At 72.4% G+C, this 22,228-nt stretch carries 17 protein-coding genes; 5 read left to right on the plus strand and 12 right to left on the minus strand.

The genetic code is table 11. From position 1 onward, the window contains the following. Positions 1 to 134: 134 nt before the first annotated feature. Positions 135 to 776 (plus strand): GNAT family N-acetyltransferase, encoded by a 642-nt coding sequence (locus AB0M39_RS00355; protein WP_365358478.1) that lies wholly within the window; start codon positions 135 to 137, stop codon positions 774 to 776. 68 nt (positions 777 to 844) lie between these two features. Here AB0M39_RS00355 and AB0M39_RS00360 read toward each other — a convergent pair whose 3' ends face one another. From AB0M39_RS00360 to AB0M39_RS00385, 6 genes are all read right to left on the minus strand, one after another. Then, on the minus strand, positions 845 to 2,050 hold the full coding sequence (locus tag AB0M39_RS00360; protein ID WP_365358801.1) for a YncE family protein: 1,206 nt from the start codon (positions 2,048 to 2,050) through the stop codon (positions 845 to 847). Next, a complete protein-coding gene (locus AB0M39_RS00365) occupies positions 2,050 to 2,856 on the minus strand; it encodes a polysaccharide deacetylase family protein (RefSeq protein ID WP_365358480.1) in 807 nt (268 codons plus the stop codon). Before AB0M39_RS00365 ends, AB0M39_RS00360 begins: the two co-directional genes overlap by 1 nt. 402 nt (positions 2,857 to 3,258) lie before the next feature. Further along, on the minus strand, positions 3,259 to 3,762 hold the full coding sequence (locus AB0M39_RS00370; RefSeq protein WP_365358482.1) for an ATP-binding protein: 504 nt from the start codon (positions 3,760 to 3,762) through the stop codon (positions 3,259 to 3,261). A 261-nt stretch (positions 3,763 to 4,023) separates the two neighbouring features. Further along, positions 4,024 to 4,791, minus strand: coding sequence for an enoyl-CoA hydratase-related protein (locus AB0M39_RS00375; protein WP_365358484.1), 768 nt, complete (start codon positions 4,789 to 4,791; stop codon positions 4,024 to 4,026). A 121-nt stretch (positions 4,792 to 4,912) separates the two neighbouring features. Then, a complete protein-coding gene (locus AB0M39_RS00380; protein ID WP_365358486.1) occupies positions 4,913 to 6,169 on the minus strand; it encodes an Ig-like domain-containing protein in 1,257 nt (418 codons plus the stop codon). Positions 6,170 to 6,519: 350 nt separating this feature from the next. Next, positions 6,520 to 7,743 carry an Ig-like domain-containing protein gene (locus tag AB0M39_RS00385; protein WP_365358488.1) on the minus strand — a complete coding sequence of 408 codons (1,224 nt, stop codon included), beginning with the start codon at positions 7,741 to 7,743 and terminating at the stop codon, positions 6,520 to 6,522. 285 nt (positions 7,744 to 8,028) lie between these two features. On the opposite strand from AB0M39_RS00385, the gene glgX reads away from it, so the two are divergent. After that, entirely contained in the window at positions 8,029 to 10,182 is a 2,154-nt protein-coding gene (gene glgX / locus AB0M39_RS00390) for a glycogen debranching protein GlgX (RefSeq protein ID WP_365358803.1), read from the plus strand. Between the two features lie 77 nt (positions 10,183 to 10,259). On the opposite strand, the gene AB0M39_RS00395 is transcribed toward glgX, so the two are convergent. The 4 genes from AB0M39_RS00395 to AB0M39_RS00410 form a co-directional block, all read right to left on the minus strand. Continuing rightward, positions 10,260 to 10,901, minus strand: a complete 642-nt coding sequence (locus AB0M39_RS00395) for a response regulator transcription factor (protein WP_365358490.1) — start codon at positions 10,899 to 10,901, stop codon at positions 10,260 to 10,262. Beyond that, positions 10,894 to 12,165 carry a sensor histidine kinase gene (locus tag AB0M39_RS00400; protein ID WP_365358492.1) on the minus strand — a complete coding sequence of 424 codons (1,272 nt, stop codon included), beginning with the start codon at positions 12,163 to 12,165 and terminating at the stop codon, positions 10,894 to 10,896. The genes AB0M39_RS00395 and AB0M39_RS00400 overlap by 8 nt, the downstream gene beginning before the upstream one ends. A gap of 105 nt (positions 12,166 to 12,270) precedes the next feature. Continuing rightward, positions 12,271 to 13,011, minus strand: coding sequence for an ABC transporter permease (locus AB0M39_RS00405; RefSeq protein WP_365358494.1), 741 nt, complete (start codon positions 13,009 to 13,011; stop codon positions 12,271 to 12,273). Continuing rightward, positions 13,008 to 13,910: an ABC transporter ATP-binding protein gene (locus AB0M39_RS00410; protein ID WP_365358496.1), complete on the minus strand. Its 903-nt coding sequence runs from the start codon at positions 13,908 to 13,910 to the stop codon at positions 13,008 to 13,010. The genes AB0M39_RS00405 and AB0M39_RS00410 overlap by 4 nt, the downstream gene beginning before the upstream one ends. A gap of 172 nt (positions 13,911 to 14,082) precedes the next feature. Between AB0M39_RS00410 and AB0M39_RS00415 the strand changes: the two genes are divergently transcribed. Together AB0M39_RS00415 and AB0M39_RS00420 are read left to right on the plus strand one after the other, a co-directional pair. Continuing rightward, positions 14,083 to 15,921 (plus strand): ABC transporter ATP-binding protein, encoded by a 1,839-nt coding sequence (locus AB0M39_RS00415; RefSeq protein ID WP_365358498.1) that lies wholly within the window; start codon positions 14,083 to 14,085, stop codon positions 15,919 to 15,921. Positions 15,922 to 15,992: 71 nt separating this feature from the next. Beyond that, entirely contained in the window at positions 15,993 to 17,828 is a 1,836-nt protein-coding gene (locus AB0M39_RS00420; protein ID WP_365358805.1) for an ABC transporter ATP-binding protein, read from the plus strand. On the opposite strand, the gene AB0M39_RS00425 is transcribed toward AB0M39_RS00420, so the two are convergent. Continuing rightward, positions 17,825 to 19,516, minus strand: a complete 1,692-nt coding sequence (locus AB0M39_RS00425) for an alpha/beta fold hydrolase (protein ID WP_365358500.1) — start codon at positions 19,514 to 19,516, stop codon at positions 17,825 to 17,827. The two genes, AB0M39_RS00420 and AB0M39_RS00425, sit on opposite strands and share 4 nt — an antisense overlap. Positions 19,517 to 19,626: 110 nt before the next feature. Here AB0M39_RS00425 and AB0M39_RS00430 point away from each other — a divergent pair, with 110 nt between their 5' ends. Further along, a complete protein-coding gene (locus tag AB0M39_RS00430; RefSeq protein ID WP_365358502.1) occupies positions 19,627 to 20,565 on the plus strand; it encodes a MerR family transcriptional regulator in 939 nt (312 codons plus the stop codon). Between the two features lie 75 nt (positions 20,566 to 20,640). On the opposite strand, the gene AB0M39_RS00435 is transcribed toward AB0M39_RS00430, so the two are convergent. Then, positions 20,641 to 22,053 (minus strand): MFS transporter, encoded by a 1,413-nt coding sequence (locus tag AB0M39_RS00435; protein WP_365358807.1) that lies wholly within the window; start codon positions 22,051 to 22,053, stop codon positions 20,641 to 20,643. Positions 22,054 to 22,228: the final 175 nt, after the last annotated feature.

Genomic DNA, 22,228 nt, shown 5'->3' on the forward strand with positions numbered 1-22,228 from the left:
ATTAGCCGCATGGGCGGGGCTCTGATTCTGGGGGCAGTCGCCGATCATGGAGGGGGGCGACGAGGCGAGGCCGACGAGGAGAGCCCCGGGACACTTCGGCCGGACCCGGGACACTTCGACCAGAGGGGCATGAGATGAGCGACGACGCGTTGGAGCGGATCATGGCGGCCGCGGCCCGCGGGCAGTTCCCGCCGCCGGACGGGTCGACGACCGTGATCGGGCAGCCCAACGCCCGCGACGCCGGGGTGCTCGCCTTCACCGCCCACTCGGTGGTCTTCCTCGACGAGGACCCGCGGTGGGTGCGGGCCGAGCTCGCCGCCGCCGCGTCCGACCCTCTGGCCGCCACCATGAACCCCGGGTTCCTGGCCGCCCTGATGGCGCGCACCGGCCGCACGATGAACACCGTCGACCTGCTGACGGTCGCCGCGGCGCTGCCGGGCGAGCCGGAGGTCGAGCTGCGCGAGATCGCGGACCCCGAGCACCCGAGGGCGGCGCGTGCGCTGGCGTTCCGCGACGACGTACGGGTCTGGGCGGCGGACCGCGGGGTGCTGGTGCTGGGCCGGGGCGTGGCGGGCCGCTGGGAGACCGCGATCGAGGTGGACGAGCAGGCGCGGGGCCGGGGGCTCGGCCTCGCGCTGGCCCGTGCGGCCCGCTGCCTCGTGCCCGACGCGGTGGTCTGGGCCCAGCAGTCTCCGGGGAACGCCCGCAGCGTGCGGACGTTCCAGGCGGCGGGCTTCCGCCCGGTGGGCTCGGAGGCGCTGCTCATCGCCGGCTGAGCCGGCCGAAGACGGGGTTCCCGCGCGCGCCGCGCCTTGCCGTCTGGCCGTCTCGCCGTCTGGCCGTCCTACCGGAACACGCCCGTGTGGCCCAGGGAGTAGCGGCCGGGCTGCGGGTAGACGGCGAGGCCGTGGGGGCCGCTGCCCACCGGGATGCGGGCCAGCTGCTCGCCCGACTTGGTGTCGATCGCGTACACCTCGGAGTCGTACCGCCCGGACAGCCACAGCACCTTGCCGTCCGCCGAGACCCCGCCCATGTCCGGGCTGCCGCCGTCCGGCAGCCACCACTTCTTGGTCAGCTTGTTCTTCGCGAAGTCGAAGACGGAGATGGAGCCCTCGCCGCGGTTGGGGATGTACATCTCCTTGGAGTCGCGGCTGATGTAGAGGCCGTGGCAGCCCTTCCCGGTCGGCAGCAGCTTGGGCGCGGTGAACTTCGCCCCGTCCAGCACCCACACCCCGTGCGCCATCATGTCGGCGATGTAGAAGGTCTTTCCGTCCGGCGAGATCTTCACGTCCTGCGGCATCGCGCCCTGGAAGGGGAGCTTCTGCTGGCCGACGACCTTCATGGTCTCCGTGTCGACCTTCAGCAGCTCGGCGGAGAACTCGCAGGAGACGATGAAGTACCGGCCGTCCGCCGAGAAGTCGGCGTGGTTGACGCCGTAGCAGGACACCGGCACGGTCTTGACCGGCTCCATGGTGTGCGGGTCGCGGAAGACGAGCTCGCGGTCGAGGGAGGCCATGACGACGGCGTACTTGCCGTTGGGCGTGAAGTAGAGGTTGTACGGATCGTGCACCTCGACGGCCTTGCCGGCGACGCCGGTGGCCGGGTCGATCGGGGTGAGCGTATGGCCGCGGTTGTTGTTGACCCAGAGGGTCTTCAGGTCCCAGGAGGGCACGACGTGCTGCGGCTGGTTGCCCACCGGGATCGTCTCGACGACCTTGTACGTCGTGGGGTCGATGACCGAGACGGTGTTGGAGTTGGTGTTGGGGACGTAGACCCGGGACGGGAAGCCCTTGACCACCGGCGAGAGATTGCCCGGACGGTCGGCCGCGTAGACGTCGTCCGGGTCGAGCACCGGCGGCATGCCGGGCAGTCCCGGCGGAGCGACCTTGCGGGGCTTGACGGGCGGTACGGCGGCGGCGTCGGCGGGCGCCTTGGTGCCCTGCGCCTCGGTGGTCTTCTCCGCGGGCGAGCCGCAGCCCGCGAGCAGGGCGAGCAGCGCGCCGCCGAGGAGGGCCGTGGTCCGCTTGGCGCGGGGGAGGGTCGGTTGCATCACGTCAGCAGCTCCGTGGTCGTCACCGCGCGCAGGCCGCGGCGGTCGAGGTCGTCGAGGAGGGCGGGCAGTGCGGCGACCGTGTCCGCATAGCCGAAGTGCAGGCTCACCACGGATCCGCGCTGGATCTGTCCGGCGACGTTGCCGACGACGGCCGAGGCGCCGGGCGAGGTGAAGTCGAGGGAGTCGACGTCGTACGAGAGGACGTGGGGGTATCCGGCCCGGTGGGCGAGCCGGGTGACCAAGGGGGTCGACAGCCGGGTGCGGGAGGGGCGGAACCAGGCGCCGATCGAGCCGGTCGTCTTCCGCAGCCGCTGGGCGCATTCGGCGATCTCGGCGTACGCCTGCGCCTCGGGCAGCTCGGCGATGCTCAGATGGCGCTGGGTGTGGTTGCCGAGCTCGTGGCCGCCGTCGAGGATCCGCAGGGCGAGGGCGGGGTGCTCGTCGAGCCAGTCGCCGACGGCGAGGACGGTGAGGCGCGCGCCGGCCCGCTCGGCCTCGGCCAGCAGGGCCTTCGCGGTGGCGGGGTCGCCGTGGCCGTGGAAGGTGAGGGCGACCTTGTCCGCGTCGCGCGGGCCGTGGACGATCTCGGCGGGCTGGCCGGCGAAGCTGCGGGGGCCTGGCGCGGGGCGGGAGGGGGCGGCGGACGGGGCGCTCTGCTCCGGCGCGTGCTCCTGGGCCGCGTGCCGCTCCGCCGGGTGTTCCTCCGTCGCGCGACCGCCGTCGGTGCAGCTGGTGGCGAGGGCGCCGGCGAGGGCCGCCCCCGCTCCTGCGCGCAGGGCGCTGCGGCGGTCGATGGAGGTCACGAAAGTGCACAGTAGGGGCGAAGCAACCAGAAGGTAACGATTGACCCAATTAACGACATTCTCGGGTCGCGCCTCCCGAGAAGCCCCCCTAGGCGAGTCGATCAATGAATCACACGATGAATCCCGTACCTATTCAGTGATTATTAGGTCGGTGGTCGATGTCACCTACGATTCACTTTTTATACGTCACTCTTTAGGGCGTTATGTCCGAGTAAGGACTTTTGGCAGGAGGGCCCTCGTCTGCCATAGTCGTTGCCACGACCCCCATTGACCCGGGCCAGGTCGATGTAAGCGCCGGCGGACACACCCCTCCCGTCCACGGCGCTCCATGGAAGCCCCCGCTCAGGGGGCTTTCGTGCGTCCGCGCCCCCAAAGGGGGCACAGCCCTCGCGGGCGCGCCGCTCAGCGGTCGGCGACCCGCATCTCGAACCAGGTGGTCTTGCCGCGCGGCAGCAGATCCACGCCCCAGCGGTCGGAGAGCTTGTCGACGAGGAAGAGCCCCCGGCCGCTGACGTCCATCTCCTGGACCGGCATCAGACAGGGCAGACCGCGCGAGGGGTCGCGGACCTCGATCCGGATCCAGCCGCGCCGGCGCAGCATCCGCAGCCCGAAGACCCGCGCGCCGGTATGGCGGACCGCGTTGCCGACGAGCTCCGAGACGAGCAGCACCGCGTGCTCGGAGGTCTGCGCGGAGAGCGCCCACTGACGGAGCACCACACACTGGGTCAGTCGGCGCGCGGTGGCGGCGGACTCGGGACGGGAGGGAAGCCGGATCTCCTCGTCCGTCGGATTGCCGAACAACTCCAGCGCCTTGAGCGCCTGTTCGTCCTCGACGGCCGGCATCCAGCGCGCGGTGGTCGCACTGCTGCGCGGCCGCGGTTGTTCCACACCCTCCAGGCCCGCCATGCCCCCATCATGGCCGTAACGCACGTCTTGCGGGGGCGTTCCAAAGGAATAGGGCCCCCGGAACCCATCATTCCGGGGGGTGGGCAAGGCATATGACCGTGGCAGCACAAAGGCACCCATACCCATTCTGAGCTGCGTTAACGCCTTGCTTATGAATGATCGCCAAGCGCAGCGACCCGGTTCGCCTTAAGGCTGCTTTAAGACTCCCCTAAGCTCTGCAAAGGGTTGACGCACCTTTGGGAGTGCCCAACTGACCTGCGATCAGAGGAACTTGGCCTTGCCCGGGCCCTCCTCGACGAAGCTGCGCATACCGCGCTCGCGGTCCTCCGTCGCGAACAGACCGGCGAACCAGTTGCGTTCGATGGCCAGGCCCGTCTCGATGTCCGTCTCCAGCCCCGCGTCGACGCACTCCTTCGCCGCGCGCAGCGCGAGCGCCGGCCCCTGGGCGAGCTTGGCGGCCCAGGCGTGCGCCTGCTCGTACACCTCGGCCGCCGGCACGACCCGGTCCACCAGACCGAGCCGCAGCGCCTCGTCCGCCTTCACCATGCGGCCGGTGAAGATCAGGTCCTTGGCCTTGGACGGGCCGACCAGCCGGGAGAGCCGCTGGGTGCCGCCGGCGCCGGGGATCAGGCCGAGCAGGATCTCCGGCTGGCCGAGCCTGGCGTCGTCCGCCGCGATGCGGAAGTCGGCGCACAGGGCGAGCTCGCAGCCGCCGCCGAGGGCGTAGCCGGTGACGGCCGCGACGACGGGCTTGGGGATGCGGGCGACGGCGGTGAACGACTCCTGGAGCGCCCGGGACCGCAGGACCATCGCCGTATGGTCCATGGCCTGCATCTCCTTGATGTCCGCGCCGGCCGCGAACACCTTCTCGCCGCCGTACAGGATCACGGCCCGTACGTCCTCGCGGCGGCCCGCCTCCTCGGCGAGCGTGTGCAGCCGGTCCTGGACGGCGACGTCCAGCGCGTTCATCGGCGGGCGGTCCAGACGGATGGTGCCGACGCCTTCGGAGACCTCGAGAGTGACTGTCATGGACGGAAGGTTAGCGGCGGGTCCTGCCGAGGCGACCTGCCGGAGGGCGCGGCACGACGACGGGCCCAGTGCTGTCGGTCACAGCACTGGGCCCGGCTACGCGGTGCGGGTGGGAGAGGTCCTACTTGCTCCAGTCCGCCCAGGACATGTTCCAGCCGTTCAGCCCGTTCTCCGGGGCGATCTGCTTGTCCTTGGAGTTCTTCACGACGACCACGTCGCCGACGATCGAGTTGTCGTAGAGCCAGGCGGCCGGGGTGCCGTTGTCGTGCGCCCCGCGCACGTCCCGCAGGCCCACGCAGCCGTGGCTGACGTTGGACGAGCCGAAGGTGCCGGCCGGGGCCCAGTAGTTGCCGTGGATGAAGGTGCCGGAGGTGGACAGGCGCATCGCGTGCGGCACGTCCTTGATGTCGTACTCGCCGCCGAAGCCGACGGTCGCGCCGTTCATCCGGGTCACCTTGTACTTCTCGCTGATGACCATCTGACCGTTGTACGTCGTGGTGGACGGCGCGCCCGCGGTGATCGGGATGTTCTTGATCTGCTTGCCGTCGCGCACGACCTTCATGGTGTGCTCGCTCGCGTCCACGGTGGAGACCTGGCTGCGGCCGATGGTGAACTTCACCGTCTTGCTCTGCTTGCCGTACACGCCCGGGCGGCCCTCGACGCCGTCCAGGTTGAGCTGCACGGTCACCTTGGTGCCCGCGGCCCAGTACTTCTCCGGGCGGAAGTCGAGGCGGTCGTTGCCGAACCAGTGGCCCTCGATCGGGACCGACGGCTCGGCGGTGACCTTGACGGCCCGCTCGACGGCCTCGGGGTTGGTGATGCCGCGCGTGAAGTTGATCGAGACCGGCATGCCGACGCCGACCGTGGAGCCGTCCTCCGGCGTGTACTGGCCGATGAAGGTGTTCTTCGGCACCAGCGTGGTGAAGGTGGTGTCCTTCGCCGACTCGCGGCCCTCGGAGTCCTTGGCGATGGCGTGCACCTTGTACTTGGTGGCGCCGGCCAGGTGCTGCAGCGGCTGCCAGCTCGCGCCGTCCCCGGCGAGCTTGCCCTCGACCTTGGCGCCCTTGTCGTCCTGGACCGTGACCGTGGTCAGCTTGCCCTGGTCTGCGGTGACCTTCAGGGCGCCGCTGGTGGCGACCGCCTCGGCGCCGTCCTTGGGCGCGATGGTCACCACGGCCTGGGAGGCCGAGTTGCCGACCTTCCCGTCGTCCTTCTTGGTCTTGCTGCCGTCGCTCTTGTCGGAGCCCCCGCCCCCGCATGCCGTCACCAGCACCAGCAACGCCCCCAGCGCCAGGGCCGGCAGAGCCGCTCCCCCACGCCTGCGCCTGCGTCCGCCCGCGGTCTCGGCCGATGCCCCGGATATCGGCTGCCCGTTCAAAATGGTCGTCTCCCCTCGCACGGCCTGGCCCCGCCACGGCCCGCACCCCCGCGCACCTCACGCACGCACGGCGATAGATAATCACACCGCACGTCATGGGAACTCCCCTCGGATGTCACCGTTCAGTCCCAACTTGTCCGGCGGGCTCAGTTGAGACGGCACGAGGTCACAGGGCGAGGCCACAGGTCAGAGGCGGGGCTGTGCGGCGCGCGGCGAAGGGCCCGGGCGGGCGGGGGTCCGGAGGCGACGAGAAGGGGCCGGGGGCGAGGGGCGTCCGGCGCTGGGGGCGACCGGCGGCGGGGTCAGCCGACGTCGAGGGCGGCCGGCAGCGGGGTCAGCCGACGGCGGGGTCAGCGCAGGGCCGAGCCCTTCTTCCACTCCTTCCAGCTCATGTTCCAGCCGCCGAGCCCGTTGTCCGGGGCGACCTCCTTGTCGCGCGAGTTGACCACCTCGACGACGTCGCCGATCAGGGTACGGTCGAAGAACCAGCCGGCCGGGGTGTCCCCGCTGCCGCCCTTGACGTCGCGCAGCCCGACGCAGCCATGGCTGACGTTCGTGGCGCCGAAGGTCTCCGGGGCGGCCCAGTAGTTGCCGTGCAGGAACGTCCCCGAGCTGGTCAGCCGGATCGCGTGCGGCACGTCCTTGATGTCGTACTCGCCCTTGCCGTCCTTCAGGAAGCCGACCGTCGCGCCGTTCATCCGGGTCACGTCGAACATCTCGGTGACGACCATCTTCCCGTTGTACGTCGTCGTCTTCGGCGCCCCCGCGGTGATCGGCACGGTCGACAGGAGCTCGCCGTCGCGCCGCACGACCATGGTGTGCTCCTCCGCGTCGACCAGGGAGGTCTGGGAGCGGCCGACCGTGAAGGCGACGGTCTTGTGCTGGATGCCGAAGACGTCCGGGGCCGCCTCGACGTCCCGCAGCCGCATGTCGACGGTGACCTGGGTCCCCGGTTTCCAGTAGTCCCGCGGTCTGAAGTCCAGGCGGTCCTTGCCGAACCAGTGGCCCTTCACCTCGACCGGCGGCGACGAGGTGATCCGGATGGCGCGCTCGACGGCCGCCCGGTTCTCGATCTCCCGGCTGAAGGTGAAGGAGACGATCATGCCGGTGCCCACGGTGGAACGGTTCTCCGGCTTGAAGTAGCCGATGAACCTGCTCTCGGGGACGTCGGTGGTGAAGGTGGTGTGGCGGGCCGAGCGGCGGCCGTGGCCGTCGAGCGCCACCACGTCCACGCTGTACTTGGCGGCCAGCTGAAGCCTCGCCCCCGGCGCCGGCCGCCAGCGCAGCCCGTCGTCGGTGATCGTGCCGGGGAGCTCGGTGGGCTGGGCGTCCTCGACCTGCCTGACCGTGACGCGCTCCAGCCGCCCGCTGGGCAGCCGCACCTCGAACCTGCTGTCCGGCTTGACCCCCTTCGCTCCGTCCTCGGGAATGACCCGGATGGCCTCCTCGGGCGCGCGCGGCTTGCTCGCGATGTCGAGGGCGCCGCCGGTGCATCCGGTCAGCCCCGCCGCCAGTCCAGCCCATGTCAGGGCGACGGCCATGCCTTGTCCTGCACGCTTCAGTACATGTCTCACGTACCGCCCAACGACCACCCCCCTCCAGGGGAAACGTGTGTGCGGGGCCGTGTTGGGATGAGAGCGGTACGGGCAGAACAGGTGGGAGGACCACGCGTGGGGCTGCCCGCGGCCGGGACGCCGCGGCCGCCCCACGGCTGCGGGGCCCGACGAGCCGTGGGAGGCCGACACGTGTCGAGCTCAGCCGAGCAGGAGACGGTGCAGGAGGGGGTGCGGGGCGAGCGGCCCGCCCCGCCTGCGGCGACAGCGGCCAACGGCCGCCACAGGCAGGCCCCGGAGGCGGCCGTGCGCAGGCCCCTGGTCTGGCCGGGGGCGCCGACGCCGCTCGGGGCGCGGTTCCGGGTCGGGCCCGACGGTGTCGCGGGGACGAACTTCGCGCTGTGGGCGGGCGGGGCGGAGGCCGTCGAGCTGTGCCTGTTCGACGAGCAGGGCGTCGAGTCGCGGCTGCCGCTGACCGAGCTGACGCACGAGATCTGGCACGGCTTCGTGCCCGGGATCCGGCCGGGGCAGCGGTACGGCTACCGGGTGCACGGCCGCTGGGACCCGTGGACGGGGGCGCGCTGGAACCCGGCGAAGCTGCTGCTCGATCCGTACGCCCGGGCGGTGGACGGGGACTTCGTCCTTCCGGCCGAGGTGTACGGCCATATGAGGGACTGGCCCCAGCAGCATGTCGCCGACACCGTCCGCGACGACCGGGACTCCGCGCCGTACGTCCCCAAGGGCGTCGTCGTCCATGACGACGACGACTGGGCCGACGATCGCAGGCCCAAGACGCCGTGGGCCGATTCGGTCATCTACGAGCTGCACGTGCGCGGCTTCACCAAGCTGCATCCGGCGATCCCTGAGGAGCTGCGGGGCACCTACGCGGGGCTCGCCCACCCGGCGGCGATCGACCATCTGCTGCGGCTGGGCGTGACGGCGGTCGAGCTGCTGCCGGTGCATCAGTACGCCCACGAGGACCATCTGCTGCGGCGCGGGCTGAAGAACTACTGGGGCTACAACTCCATCGGCTACTTCGCGCCGCACGCCGCGTACTCCGCCAGCGGGACCCGGGGCGAGCAGGTCGGCGAGTTCAAGCGGATGGTGAAGGCGCTGCACGCCGCCGGGGTCGAGGTCATCCTCGACGTCGTCTACAACCACACGGCGGAGGCGGGCGAGCTGGGCCCCACGCTCTCCCTCAAGGGCATCGACAACCGCGGCTACTACCGCCTCCAGTCCGACGCCAGGACGTACGCCGACTACACCGGGTGCGGCAACACCCTGCACGTGGTCCAGCCGCATGTGCTGCGGCTGATCACCGACTCGCTGCGCTACTGGGTGACCGAGATGGGGGTGGACGGCTTCCGCTTCGACCTGGCGGCGGCGCTGGCGCGCTCCATGCACGACGTCGACATGCTCTCCCCCTTTCTCGCGGTGATCGCCCAGGACCCGGTGCTGCGGCGGGTCAAGCTGATCGCCGAACCGTGGGACGTGGGGGACGGCGGCTACCAGGTCGGGGCGTTCCCGCCGCTGTGGACCGAGTGGAACGACCGCTACCGCGACGCCGTACGCGACTACTGGCGCGGCGCGCTGCCCGACGTACGGGATCTCGGCTACCGGCTGTCGGGCTCCAGCGACCTCTACGCCTGGGGCGGGCGGCGGCCGTACGCCTCCATCAACTTCGTCACCGCCCACGACGGCTTCACCCTGCGCGACCTGGTCAGCTACGACCGCAAGCACAACGAGGCCAACGGCGAGGGCAACCGCGACGGCACGGAGGACAACCGGTCCTGGAACTGCGGCGCGGAGGGCGAGACCGACGACGAGCAGGTCAACGCGCTGCGCCGGCGGCAGGTGCGCAACCTGCTCACCACGCTGCTGCTGTCGACGGGCGTGCCGATGCTGGTCGCGGGCGACGAGATGGGCCGCACGCAGGGCGGCAGCAACAACGCCTACTGCCAGGACAACGAGGTCAGCTGGGTGGACTGGTCGCTGCTGGAGCAGCCAGGACCCGGCGGCGTGCTGGAGCTGACCGCCCGGCTGCTCGCGCTGCGCCACGCCCACCCGGTGCTGCGTCGCCGCGCGTTCTTCTCGGGACGGCCGCAGGCGGCCGACGGGCTGCGGGACCTCGCCTGGTTCACGCCGAAGGGCGCGGAGATGACGGAGTCGGACTGGTACGCCCCGGCCGCCACGCTCGCCCTCTATCTCTCCGGGCGCGACATCCCCGGACGCGACGCGCGTGGAGCGGCGGTGACGGACGACAGCTTTCTGACGGTGCTGCACGCCGCCCACCGCCCGACGAGCTTCCGGCTGCCGGGCCCGCCGTGGGCGCGGGAGTACGAGCTGGTCCTCGACACGTCCCTGGAGGACCAGGCGGCGGCGCCGGGGACGGTGCACCGGGGCGGCGAGACGCTGACCGTGCCCCCGCGGTCGGTGCTGCTGCTGCGGGTCAGGGAGTGAGGGGGCGGAGAGCACTGCGGGCGCGCCCACGGCGGTCAGCACTCAGCACTCAGCACTCAGCACTCAGCACTCAGCACTCAGCCGAGGATCTTCCGGTCGTACGCCACCGCCACCGCCGCCGCCCGGTCCTTGGCTCCCAGCTTGCCGAAGATATGGGTGAGATGGGTCTTCACCGTGGCCTCGCTGATGAACAGCTCCGCCGCGATGGCCCGGTTCGAGGTTCCCTTGGCGACCAGTTCCAGGACCTCGCGCTCGCGCGCCGACAGCTGCTCGCTGCCGGGCGCGGCCGGAGTGCGGACGCGGGAGACCAGGCGGGAGGCGACCGCGGGCGAGAGGACCGTGCGGCCCTCGGCGGCGGCGCGGACGGCGGTGAAGAGCTCGTCGCGGGGCGCGTCCTTGAGGAGGTAGCCCGTCGCGCCCGCCTCGATCGCCGGGAGGGTGTTGGAGTCGGTGTCGTACGTGGTGAGCACCAGGACCTTGGAACGCGCGCCGCGCCGGGTGAGCTCGGCGATGGCCGCCACTCCGCCGCCGCCGGGCATCCGCAGGTCCATGAGGACGACGTCGGGGTCGAGCCGGGCGGCGAGCTCGACGCCCTCCTCGCCGTTCGCGGCCTCGCCGAGCACCTCGAATCCGGGCGACGACGCGAACATGCCGCGGAGTCCGTCCCGTACGACGGGGTGGTCGTCGACGACGATCAGTGTGATGGTCTGCTCAGCCATGGCGGACCAACGGTACGCGAGCGGAGACGGCGGTGCCGTTGCCGGGCTCGGACTCCACGGACGCGGCGCCCGCGATGCGTTCGGCCCGGGCGCGCATGCCGTCCAGCCCGAAGCCGCCGGCGACCGAGCCCGCGGGCACGGCGAGCGGATCGAAGCCGCGGCCGTCGTCGCGGACGTCGAGGGTGATCTCGTCGTCCATATAGGAGAGCGTGACGCCGGCCCGGGTCGCCCCGGCGTGCCGGGCGGTGTTGGCGAGGGCCTCCTGGGCGATGCGGAGCAGGGTCGCCGCGACCTCCTCGTGGAGCGGCTCCTCGGTTCCGGTGACCGTGAACTGTGCGCGTACGCCGCTGCGTTCGGACCACTCTGCGACCGTCTTCTTCAATGCCTCGGGCAGCGTGTCGTGCTGGAGGGCGACCGGGCTCAGATTGTGCACCGAGCGGCGGGCCTCCCCCAGGCTGTGCCGGGCGAGGGCGGCGGCGCTGGCGAGGTGCTCGCGGGCGACCTCGGGGTCGGCGGTGGCGGCGACCGCCTGGAGCTGGGCGATGATGCCGGTCAGGCCCTGCGCGATGGTGTCGTGGATCTCGGCGGCCAGCCGGCGGCGCTCGTCGGCGACGCCCGCCTCCCGCGCCTGGACCAGCAGCTGGGCGTGGAGCGCGGCGTTCTCGGCGAGGGCCTTCTCCAGCGCGGTGATGGTCTCGGCCTTCTGCCGCGCGTTCTCGGCCTCCTTCGCGCCGAGCTGGCTGAAGACGATGGCGAGGCCGGCGTTGAGGGCGAACAGGCCGCCGAAGGCGATCCAGTTGACCGGGGCAGCGGGCGGCAGCCCGCCGGACTGGGAGCCCGCCATGATGACGGCGACGACGAGCAGGGCGGGGCGCATCAGGCGCGGCGGGAGAAGGTAGACGACGTCGAAGTAGCCCAGCGCGGCGTACACCGCGAAGAACGGGTTGAGCCAGGTGAGGGCGAAGGCGACGGCGGTGCGCAGGCCGTAGTACAGCGTGCCGTGGGCGGACGGCTCCGGCAGGCCGGGGCCCGCTGTCCTGCCCCGCCACAGCTGGAGGACGAGCGCCGCCACGACCAGGGCGCCGGCGGCGCCCATCTCCTCGGGGCTCATCAGCGCGTCGGCGGCCGCGCCCCCGAGCACGGTCGCGGTGCCCAGCAGGGCGTAGGGGCCGTAGCGGAAGAACTGCGCCCAGCGCTCCTCGACCGTCGTCGTGATCGCTTCCCCGCCCGGCCCGTCGGCGCAGTCGCCGCCGTCTCCGCCCACCTCTAGTGCCTCCTTACTGCCACTTGAACCAGCGCCCGACACTCCCTACTGCCACTTGACTACTGCCACTTGAACCAGCGCCCGACACTCCCTACTGCCACGTGACTACTGCCACTTGAACCAGCGCCCGGCCGCGGCGATCAGCAGGGCCGCCCAGGCCGCGGTCACCGCGAGGTGCGACCAGCCCGGCCAGCCGCCCGCCGCGGCCTGGTCGAGCGCCTGCGCCGCCGCGCCGAGCGGGGTGAGGCCCACGATGCTCTGGAGGGTGTCGGGCATGGCCGCGACCGGCAGCCAGACCCCCGAGGTGAACATCGCGGGGAAGAATACCGCCGAGCCGACCGCCTGAGTGATCTTGGTCGTACGGCTGATCGCGGAGACGACCGCGCCCAGCGCGAGGGCGGAGAGCGTGGCGAGCAGCAGGGCGACCACATACCCGGCGAACTGCCGGGGCAGCGCGACGTCGAAGACGATCCAGCCGACCGCCACGGCGACGAGCGCGGAGACCACCACGGCCGCGCCGTGCAGCGCGATCTGCGCGCCGATGAGGGATCCGGGCTTCATCGGCGTGGTGGACATACGGCGCAGGATGCCGCGCTCGCGGTAGCCGGTCAGGACCGGCGGCATGGACTGGACACCCGCCGTGATCATCGAGAGGAGCACGACGACGGGGACGTAGAGGTCGATGACGCGCCGGCCGCCGAGGTCGTCGGAAGGCTCCCGGAACGACGGGATGAGCCCGAGGATCACAAGGAGCAGCGTCGGGAAGGCGAGGATCCAGAACAGGGCGGCGGGCTCCCGGGAGAAGAGCCGGGCCTCTGTCTTCAGTACGGCGGCGCTGCTGCTCACTCGTCGGCTCCCGTCAGGTCGAGGAAGGCGTCGTCCAAGGTGGCCTCGGAGACGCGCAGTTGGTGTGCGGTGATGTGGCGGCCGGCCAGCAGGGAGAGCAGGGCGTTGACGCTCTCGTCCGCGCCGTTGATCACGATCCGGCCGCCCGACTCCTCGACGGAGGCGACCGCCGGCAGCGCGGCCAGCTCGCGCAGGTCCAGCGGGGCGGAGGGCGTGAAGGAGACGACCGTGCTGCTCGCGGACCGGCTGATCAGCCCGGACGGGGTGTCGAGGGCGGCGACGCGGCCCTTGTCGATCACGGCGATACGGTCGCAGAGGCGCTGGGCCTCCTCCATGAAGTGCGTGACCAGCAGGACGGTGACGCCGCTGTCGCGTACGTCCTCGATGAGCTGCCAGGTGTCGCGGCGGGCCCGCGGGTCCAGTCCGGTGGTGAGCTCGTCGAGCACGACGACCCGCGGGCTGCCGACGAGGGCGAGCGCGATGGACAGCCGCTGCTTCTGGCCGCCGGAGAGCTTGGCGAAGCGGGTGGAGAGCTTGTCCTGGAGGCCGAGGCGCTCGGCGAGCGAACGCCAGTCGGCGGGCGCCGGGTAGAACGCTGCGTACAGCTCCAGCGCCTCCGCCACGGTGAGCTTGGGCTGGAGCTCGCTCTCCTGGAGCTGGGCGCCGAGGATCCGCGTCACCTGGTCGTGGTCGGCGATGGGGTCGTGCCCGGCGACCCGGACGGCGCCGGCGTCGGGGACCCGCAGCCCCTCGACGCACTCCACGGTGGTGGTCTTGCCGGCGCCGTTGGGGCCGAGGATCCCGAAGATCTCGCCCTCTTCGACGGCGAAGCTCACGCCGTCGACGGCGGGGCGTCCGCCATAGGCCTTGTGCAGGCCGTTCACCTCGATAATCGCCATAGGACGAGGGTGTCTTGGGGCAGAGCAGCCGGGCATCGCCCATCACGCTCGAAGCGGCATCAGCCGATCGGTTGATACGGGTGTACGACCTCGCCGGGCGCCCCCAGGGCGGGAGCGGCGCGGAGAAAAATGACGTGAGCTCTGTCAGTGGTGAACCGTACGCTCGGTCCTGATGCCCGATTCACATGCAGCTGCCGAGGACCGGTCCACCGTACGTTCGCTGCTGCGGCTGTGGCCGTATGTGCGCCCCGTACGAACTCGCCTGTTCAGCGCGGCAGTCGTCGCCATAGTCGCCTCCTGTCTCTCCCTGGTCATCCCGCTCGTCCTCAAGTGGATGGTGGACGGCCCGGTCGCCGAGCGCGACCCGGGCGGGGTGTGGCTGGGCGCGCTGGCGCTGCTGTTGCTGGGGATAGCGGAGGCGGTGCTCTTCGGGTTCCGCAGATGGCTGGTGGCGAGACCGCTGGCGGGGGTCGAGGCGGCCATGCGGGCCGACCTCTACCGCCGCCTTCAGCGGATGCCGGTCGCCTTCCACGACCGCTGGCCCTCGGGCCAGCTGCTCTCGCGCGGCACCACGGATCTGATGCTGCTGCGCATGTTCCTCGCCTTCCCGCTGACGTTCCTTCTGGTCAACGGGATCACGATCGTGGTCGGCTTCGCGATCCTGCTCGCCCAGGAGTGGACGCTCGGGCTGGTGCTGCTCGCGCCCGTCGCGCCGCTGGTCGTCGTCTGCGCGCTCTTCGAGACGCGGTACGCGCTCGTCGCACGGCGCGCCCAGGACCAGGTCGGCGATCTGACGACGGTCGTCGAGGAGAGCGTCCTGGGAATCCGCGTCGTCAAGGGGTTCGGCCGCCACCGCAGCCAGGCCCTCGCCTTCCGCGCGCTCTCGGGGCGGCTGCGCGACACCGAGCTGGGCAAGGCGCGGCTGCTGGCGGGCATCTGGGCCGTGATCACGGCCGTGCCGGAGCTGGCCATCGGCGCCGCGCTGGTGCTCGGCACCGTCCAGGTCGCCGACGGCGGCCTGTCGGCCGGGACGCTGGTGGCGTTCTTGTCGACGGCGCTGGCGCTGCGGTGGCCGGTGGAGTCGATCGGCTTCCTGCTGGCGATGAGCCAGGAGGCGGCGACGGCGACGGAGCGGTACTTCGAGGTGATGGACGCGGAGGAGGAGCAGGAGACGGGTGAGGGGCAGGGGGCGGCGCCCGCTCAGAAGAGTCTCTCTGGGCCGGGCTCGGCATCGGGCTCGGGCTCGGGCTCGGGCGACGGACTGAGCTTCGAGGGCGTGGAGTTCCGCTACCCGGACGCGCCCGACGACGCCCGGCCCGTCCTCGCCCGGATCGATCTGCGCGTACGGCACGGAGAGACCATGGCGCTCGTCGGCGGCACCGGCTGCGGCAAGACCACGCTCACCGCGCTCGTACCACGCCTGCACGAGGTGACCGCGGGCCGTATCACCCTCGACGGCGAGGACATCGCCGCGATGCCCCGGCAGCGGCTGCGCGAACTGGTCTCCGTCGCCTTCGAGGAGCCCACCCTCTTCTCCGCGAGCGTCGCCGAGAACGTCCTGATGGGCGCGCCTGACGGCGCGTTGGAGGAGGATCTCCGGCGGGCCCTGGACGTGGCGCAGGCGGGCTTCGTGGACGATCTGCCCCACGGCGTCGACACCCAGGTCGGCGAGCAGGGCCTGAGCCTGTCGGGCGGCCAGCGCCAACGCCTGGCCCTGGCGCGCGCCGTGGTGGGCCGCCCCCGTTTCCTGGTGCTCGACGACCCGCTCTCGGCGCTGGACGTCCACACCGAGGCGCTCGTGGAGGCCGCGCTGCGCAGGGTCCTTCAGGGCACGACGGCCCTGGTGGTGGCGCACCGCCCGTCGACGGTGATGCTGGCCGACAGGGTGGCGCTGCTGTCCGAGGGCCGGATCGCGGCCGTGGGCACGCACCAGGAGCTGCTGCGCACCAACGCCGAGTACGCCTGGCTGATGTCGGGCACGGCCAGCCGTGCCGAAGGGAGCGCACGATGACCTCGCCCGCCCAGCCCCCGCACACGACGGCCTCGCCCGCCCAGCCCCAGACCGACCAGCCCCAGCACACGATGACCTCGCCCGACCATCCCCAGACCGCCCAGCCCCAGGTCGGCGGCGACCCCTTCGACCAGGACGCGCTGCCCGCGCCCCCCGGAGCCACCCGGGCGCTGCTGCGGTCCCTGCTGGGGCCCCGGCGCGCCCGCGTCGGCCTCGCCGCGCTGCTTCTGCTGCTCCAGCAGGCCGCGGTGCAGGCGGGTCCGCTGCTCGTCGCGTACGCCATCGACCGCGGGGTGCCCGCCTTCCGCGCGCACGACTACGGTCCGCTCGTCGCCGTCGCCGTCGGATACGCGCTGTGCGGGATCGGCGCGGGGGCCTTCCAGTACGCCTTCATCCGCGTCGCCGCCCACGTCAACCAGGACGTGCTCCTGGACCTGCGCGGCCGGATCTTCCGCCACGCGCAGGCGCTGAGCGTCGACTTCCACGAGCGCTACACCTCGGGCCGGCTGATCTCCCGCTCGACCACCGACGTCGAGTCGCTGCGGGAGCTGCTCAGCGAAGGGCTCCAGGAGCTGATCGGAGTCGTGCTGGCCTTCGCCTACATCTCGGCGATGCTGCTCTGGCTGGACCTGGGCCTCGGCGGGCTGGCGGTGGCCTCCTTCGTACCGCTCTATCTGCTCGTACGGCTCTACCAGCGCCGGGCCAAGGCCGTCTTCAGCACGCGCTCGACGGCGATCGCCGCGGTCATCGTGAAGTTCGCGGAGACGATGAACGGCATCCGCCCGGTGCGCGCCTTTCGGCGCGAGCCGGTGAACGACGCGGAGTTCGGCGTGCTCAACCACCGCCATGAGCGCACCAACGGCGACGCGATGCTGGAGATGGCCCGCTATGTCGTCGGCTCCCGGCTGGTCGCCAACACGGCGGTCGCGGGGATGGTGCTGTGGGGCGCCTACCGGGTCGCCTCCGGCACGCTGGCGCTGGGCGTGCTGGCGGCGGCAGCGCTGTATCTGCGCCGGCTGTACGACCCGATCGACCGGCTGGGGATGTTCCTCAACTCCTACCAGTCCGCGGCCGCCTCGCTGGAGAAGATCGCAGGCCTGCTCGCCCAGACGCCGTCCGTGCCCGAGTCGCGGGAGCCGCGGGAGCTGCCCGCGCGGGTCGGCGGGCAGCCCGGCCGCGAGGTCGTCTTCGACGGCGTCCGCTTCGCGTACCGCACCGGCGGCGAGGTGCTGCCCCGCTTCGATCTGACGATCCCGGCGGGCCAGACGGTCGCGGTCGTCGGCGCCACCGGCGCGGGCAAGTCCACGCTCGCCAAGCTGCTGGCCCGCTTCTACGACCCCACCGAGGGCCGGGTCCTCCTCGACGGCGTCGAGCTGCGCGACCTCTCCTTCGCCGAACTGCGGCGCGGGGTGGTCATGGTGACGCAGGAGGCGTTCCTCTTCTCCGGAACGGTCGCCGAGAACATCGCGATCGGCCGCCCGGACGCGACCCGCGAGGAGATCGAGCGGGCGGCGAAGGCGATCGGCGCGCACGACTTCATCGCCGGCCTGCCGGACGGCTACGACACGGACGTACGGAAGCGGGGCGGCCGTATCTCCGCCGGCCAGCGGCAGCTCGTCGCCTTCGCCCGGGCGCTGCTGGCGGACCCGGCGGTGCTGATCCTGGACGAGGCGACGTCGTCGCTGGACGTGCCGGGCGAACGGGCGGTGCAGCGGGCGATGGACACGGTGCTGCACGGCCGTACGGCGGTGGTGATCGCGCACCGGCTGTCCACGGTGGAGATCGCGGACCGGGTGCTGGTGATGGAGGGCGGCCGGATCGTGGAGGACGGCGCGCCGCGGGAGCTGACCGGGGGCCAGGGGCGGTTCGCGTCCTTGCACAAGGCGTGGCGGGAGAGCCTGGTCTAGCTCCCGAGGCTCCCGACGCTCCCGAGGCCTCCGTGGTGCTCGACGCCCGCGACATTCCTGGGGCGCTCGAGGCGCTCGATCACGGATCGCATCGCGCGCTCGACGGCGTGGCGCGCCTGGTCGGTGTGGTCGATCGTCTCGAAGCCGTGGCGGCCGAGGGGCACGTCGATCACCTCGACGTCGGCGGCGCGGTCCCCGGCACGGTCCTCGGCGCGGTCCTCGGCGCGGTCCTCGGCGCGGTCCTCGGCGGCGGCCAGGAACTCCTGGACCGTCGCCGCGATCTCGGCGCGCTCCTTCTCCACCCGGGTCAGCACGATCGGCAGGGCCCCGGCCGCACGCACCGCGGTCGCGGGCCGGAACCGGGAGTCGACGAGGCCCCAGTTCGGCATCGGCGCGAGGATCGGGTACGTCGCCGCGACGCACCGCAGCCACGGCGGGGGCGCCGCGAGCCAGTCCGCCGACAGCAGCCCGCCGACGGAGAAGAACCACAGCGCGACGCGTTCGGCGTCGACGCGCGGATCGGCTCGTACGAGCTCCACCGCCTCGGCTACGTCCTGGGCGGCGCGCTCGAAGTCGGCGAGGCTGTGCAGCCCGTGGTCCAGCGTCACGCCGACCGCTCCCAGGCTCGCCGCGTACCGGCCGTAGCCGACGAAGCCCGGCCAGTCGCGCGGCGTGGGGTGGACGCCGGGGGCCACCGGGCCGCCGTGGACGAAGACGACCGCCGGGCGGGGCCGGTCGGGATCGGCGTCGGGCAGGTAGAGGTCGACGTTCCCCACCCGCTCGCGACGGCTCTCCGGTACGTCGAGGAGGAACGGCCGGAGATGACCGGGCTGCTCGTCCGTCTTCTCGATCCGGTGGCCTTCTCCCGCGGCGGCCCGGATCAGCACCTCGGCGAGCTCGTCGGGGCGGGAGAGCATCGGCCAGTGGCCGGTGTCGAGTTCGAAGAAGCTCACCCGGGGGTCGGCGAGCGCCTGGAGGCGGGGGTCCCCGAGTGCCACCAGGCCCTCGACCATGGCGATGCTCGACCCGTTGGCGGTGCACAGGACGCCGGTCGTCGGCAGCTCGAAGACCGCCTCGGACAGGCGGAGCGGCTGGGTGAGCGTGCCCTGCGGCTGCGGTGCGGCGAGCCGGTCCAGCCGTGCGAGGGCCTGGGCGGGGACGCCGGCGGTGCTGCCCCAGCGATGCCAGGCGTGCAGCGGCGGTGGAACCAGCCAGTCGCGCCCGGCCTGGTCGGTGTGGTCTGTGCGTACGACCTGTTCGGTCGGCTCGGCCTGCTCGTGTTGTTCGGACCGTACGGTCGGGCTGGCCCGGCGCCGTAGCCAGTCGTGCACGGCCGGGTCGGCCACGAGGGCGAGGGCCGGGTCGCCGTCCTGGGGCAGGCCCGCGTCCAGGTAGACGACGCGGGCGATCCGCTCCGGGCACCGGTCGGCGGCGCCGAGGGCCGGGTGAATGCCGTAGCAGTGGCCGACGATCACCACCTGCGGCTCGTCGACATGGTCGATCAGCCGCACCAGATCCTCGATGTGCGTGTCCATGTCCGTCTCGGGCCCCGCCAGATGGCGGCGGTCGCCCAGGCCGGTGAGCGTCGCCGCGAACACCTCGGCCCCCGACTCCCGCAGCCGCGCGGCCGTCTCCCGCCATATCCAGCCGCCGGTGTGGGCACCCGGCACCAGCACGAACGCCGTCATGAAAGCCTCCTCGCATACCTCGGTCCGCAGGTCCGGTCCGCAGGTCCGGCCCGCTGGGCCGGCCGTGCTCACGGGTACCGTAGGAACTCCCCCTGAGGGAGGTTCAACCCTTGTCCGACGACGCCCTGTTGAGCATCGGGGAGCTCGCCGAACGCGCGGGCGTCACCGTCAAGACCGTCCGCTTCTACTCGGACCGCGGCCTGCTGCCCGAAGCCGCACGCAGCTCCGGCGGCCACCGCCGGTACGGGCCCGAGGCGTTGGACCGCCTGCGGCTGATCCGCTCGCTGCGGACCCTCGACCTGCCGGTCCCCGAGGTCGGCCGGGTCCTGGAACGCCAGGACGCGCTCGAGGACGTCGTCGCGGGCCGGCTGCGGGAGCTCGGCTCGCAGCTGACCGCCCTGCGCTGGCGGGAGGCGGCCCTGCGGCTGCTCCAGGACTGCTCCCCCGACGAGCGCGTCGACCGGCTGCGCCTGATCGGGGCCATGGCCGCCCCGCCCAGCACGGCCGCGCTGGCGCGCTTCTGGCGCCGCTGGCTGCCCCCGCGGCTCCCGGCCCAGCTGGTCTCCTCGATCCTCGAACAGGCCGTGCCGCAGCCGCCCGCGGACCCGACCCCGGCCCAGGCGCTGGCCTTCGCCCGGCTGCACGACTTCGTCTCCGGCCCCTGCGACGGCACCGCCGACGCTGGGGCCGGCGTCGGCACCGGTCAGCCCGAGGCGCACCGGCGCATCGAGGGCTACCGCCCTGCCGTGCTCTACGAGGGTCTCAGCGAGGCCCACGCGCTGGCGGCGGCGGACCTGCGGGCCCGGCGGGCGCCGCGCGAGGGCGAGGCGCTCGACTGCTTCGTCTCCGCCCACGCCTGCGCACGCGGTACCCGGGACACACCCGCCTTCCGCCGCCTGCTCAGCGGCTGGCTGGCCGCGGATCCGCGGATCGACCGCTACTGGCAGCTCGCCGCCGAGCTGTCCGGCCCGTCGGCGCCGACCCCGGGCGCAGCCCACGACTGGCTCCGCGCGGCCCTGGACGACCAGATCGCGCGTACGGCCGCCTGAGGGCAGAAGCCTCACGGCCGGGGGCCCGCACCGGGAGTCTGGTCCAGCTGTCTCAGGGACTTGAGGCCCCAGGGCCTACGCCTTCCGCCGCAGCGACCAGGACACCGCCGCCGCGCCCGCCGCCAGCAGCGCCGCTCCCGCCGCCGCCCAGGTCATGCCGTGCGTGAACGCCGACTGCGCGGTCGCGAGCAGCTCGTCTCCCGGCCGCGACAGCGCCACCGCGGCCCCCAGCGTCTCCTTGGCCGCCTCCGACGCCCCCGTCGTCGACATGTCGTCGCTGTAGACCGCGGCGCCTATGGAGCCCAGGAGCGCCATGCCGAGCGCCCCGCCCAGCTCCTGGCCCGATTCCAGGACCGCCGCCGAGGCGCCCGCCCGCTCCGGCGGGGCCGCGCCCAGCGCCAGCTCGTTGGCCAGGGTCATCGCCGTGACCAGGCCCGCCGCGTAGACCGCGCACGCCGTCAGGACGTACCAGAGCGCCGAGTCCGCTCTCGCCTGCGTCAGCCACGCGAACCCCGCCGCCGAGACGGCGAACCCGCCGCCCATCACGTACGCCCGGTCGATCCGGCTCGCGAGCAGCCCGCCCGCCGGCGCCGCCACGATCACCCCCGCCGAGGGGACCAGGCTCCACAGCGCCGCCTCGAAGGGGCTCATGCCGCGCACCGCCTGGAGGTACTGGGTGAGGAAGACGGCGAAGCCGACCGTCGCCGCCATAGCGAGCAGGTTCACCAGCACCGAGCCCCCGTACGCCCGGCTGCGCACGAGCGTCAGATCGACCATCGGGTGCGCCAGCGTCGCCTGGCGGTGGACGAACGCGGCGCCCAGGGCGAGGCCGACGCCGATGCCGAGCGCCGGAAGCGGTGCGTAGCCGTCCTTCGCCAGCTCCTTCACGCCATGGATCACCGGCAGCAGCGCGCCCAGCGAGAGAACCGCGCTCAGCACGTCGAACCTGCCCCGCGCCTCCCCCTTGGACTCCGGCAGCAGCAGCGGCGCGAGGACCAGCAGCAGCGCCATGGCGGGGAGGTTGATCAGGAAGACGGAGCCCCACCAGTAGTACTCGAGCAGCGCGCCGCTGACGACCGGGCCGAAGGAGATGCCCGTCGCCATCACGGTCGTCCACAGCGTGATCGCCTTGGCGCGCTGTCTCTCGTCCCAGAACAGGTTCCGGATGAGCGCGAGCGTGGACGGCATCAGGCACGCCCCGCCGACGCCGAGCAGCGCCCGCGCTCCGATCAGCGCCGGGGCGGTGTGCGCGTACGCCGCCGCGACCGACCCGGCGCCGAACAGCGCCGCGCCCGCCAGCAGCAGTCTGCGCCGGCCGATCCGGTCGCCCAACGCTCCCATGACGAGGAGGAGTCCGGCGAGCACGAACCCGTACATGTCGAGGATCCACAGCTGCTGCGTCGAGCCGGGCCGCAGGTCCTCGCTGATGGACGGGATCGCGAAGTAGAGGACGGAGACGTCCATCGAGACCAGCAGCAGGGGCAGCATGAGCACGCCGAGCGCGGTCCATTCGCGGCGGCCCGCACGGGGGCTCGCGGTGTGCGCGGGAGCGGTGTGCGCGGGAGCAGTGTGTCCAGGAGCGGTGTGCGCGGGACCGGTCGGTGGAGGAGAGGTCGGTGGAGGAGATGTCATGAGGGGAGCGAAACAGCCGCTTCGCGTACAC

Source organism: Streptomyces sp. NPDC051907, from assembly GCF_040681075.1.
In the GTDB taxonomy this organism is placed as follows: Bacteria; Actinomycetota; Actinomycetes; order Streptomycetales; family Streptomycetaceae; genus Streptomyces.

What these genes read in the sequence shown, in the direction of transcription:
- AB0M39_RS00355 (WP_365358478.1), top strand. Translation starts at nt 135, where the DNA reads ATGAGCGACGACGCGTTGGAGCGGATCATGGCGGCCGCGGCCCGCGGG.
- AB0M39_RS00360 (WP_365358801.1), bottom strand. Translation starts at nt 2,050, where the DNA reads ATGCAACCGACCCTCCCCCGCGCCAAGCGGACCACGGCCCTCCTCGGC.
- AB0M39_RS00370 (WP_365358482.1), bottom strand. Translation starts at nt 3,762, where the DNA reads ATGGCGGGCCTGGAGGGTGTGGAACAACCGCGGCCGCGCAGCAGTGCG.
- AB0M39_RS00375 (WP_365358484.1), bottom strand. Translation starts at nt 4,791, where the DNA reads ATGACAGTCACTCTCGAGGTCTCCGAAGGCGTCGGCACCATCCGTCTG.
- AB0M39_RS00395 (WP_365358490.1), bottom strand. Translation starts at nt 10,901, where the DNA reads ATGGCTGAGCAGACCATCACACTGATCGTCGTCGACGACCACCCCGTC.
- AB0M39_RS00410 (WP_365358496.1), bottom strand. Translation starts at nt 13,910, where the DNA reads ATGGCGATTATCGAGGTGAACGGCCTGCACAAGGCCTATGGCGGACGC.
- AB0M39_RS00415 (WP_365358498.1), top strand. Translation starts at nt 14,083, where the DNA reads ATGCCCGATTCACATGCAGCTGCCGAGGACCGGTCCACCGTACGTTCG.
- AB0M39_RS00420 (WP_365358805.1), top strand. Translation starts at nt 15,993, where the DNA reads ATGACCTCGCCCGACCATCCCCAGACCGCCCAGCCCCAGGTCGGCGGC.
- AB0M39_RS00425 (WP_365358500.1), bottom strand. Translation starts at nt 19,516, where the DNA reads ATGACGGCGTTCGTGCTGGTGCCGGGTGCCCACACCGGCGGCTGGATA.
- AB0M39_RS00435 (WP_365358807.1), bottom strand. Translation starts at nt 22,053, where the DNA reads ATGCTGCCCCTGCTGCTGGTCTCGATGGACGTCTCCGTCCTCTACTTC.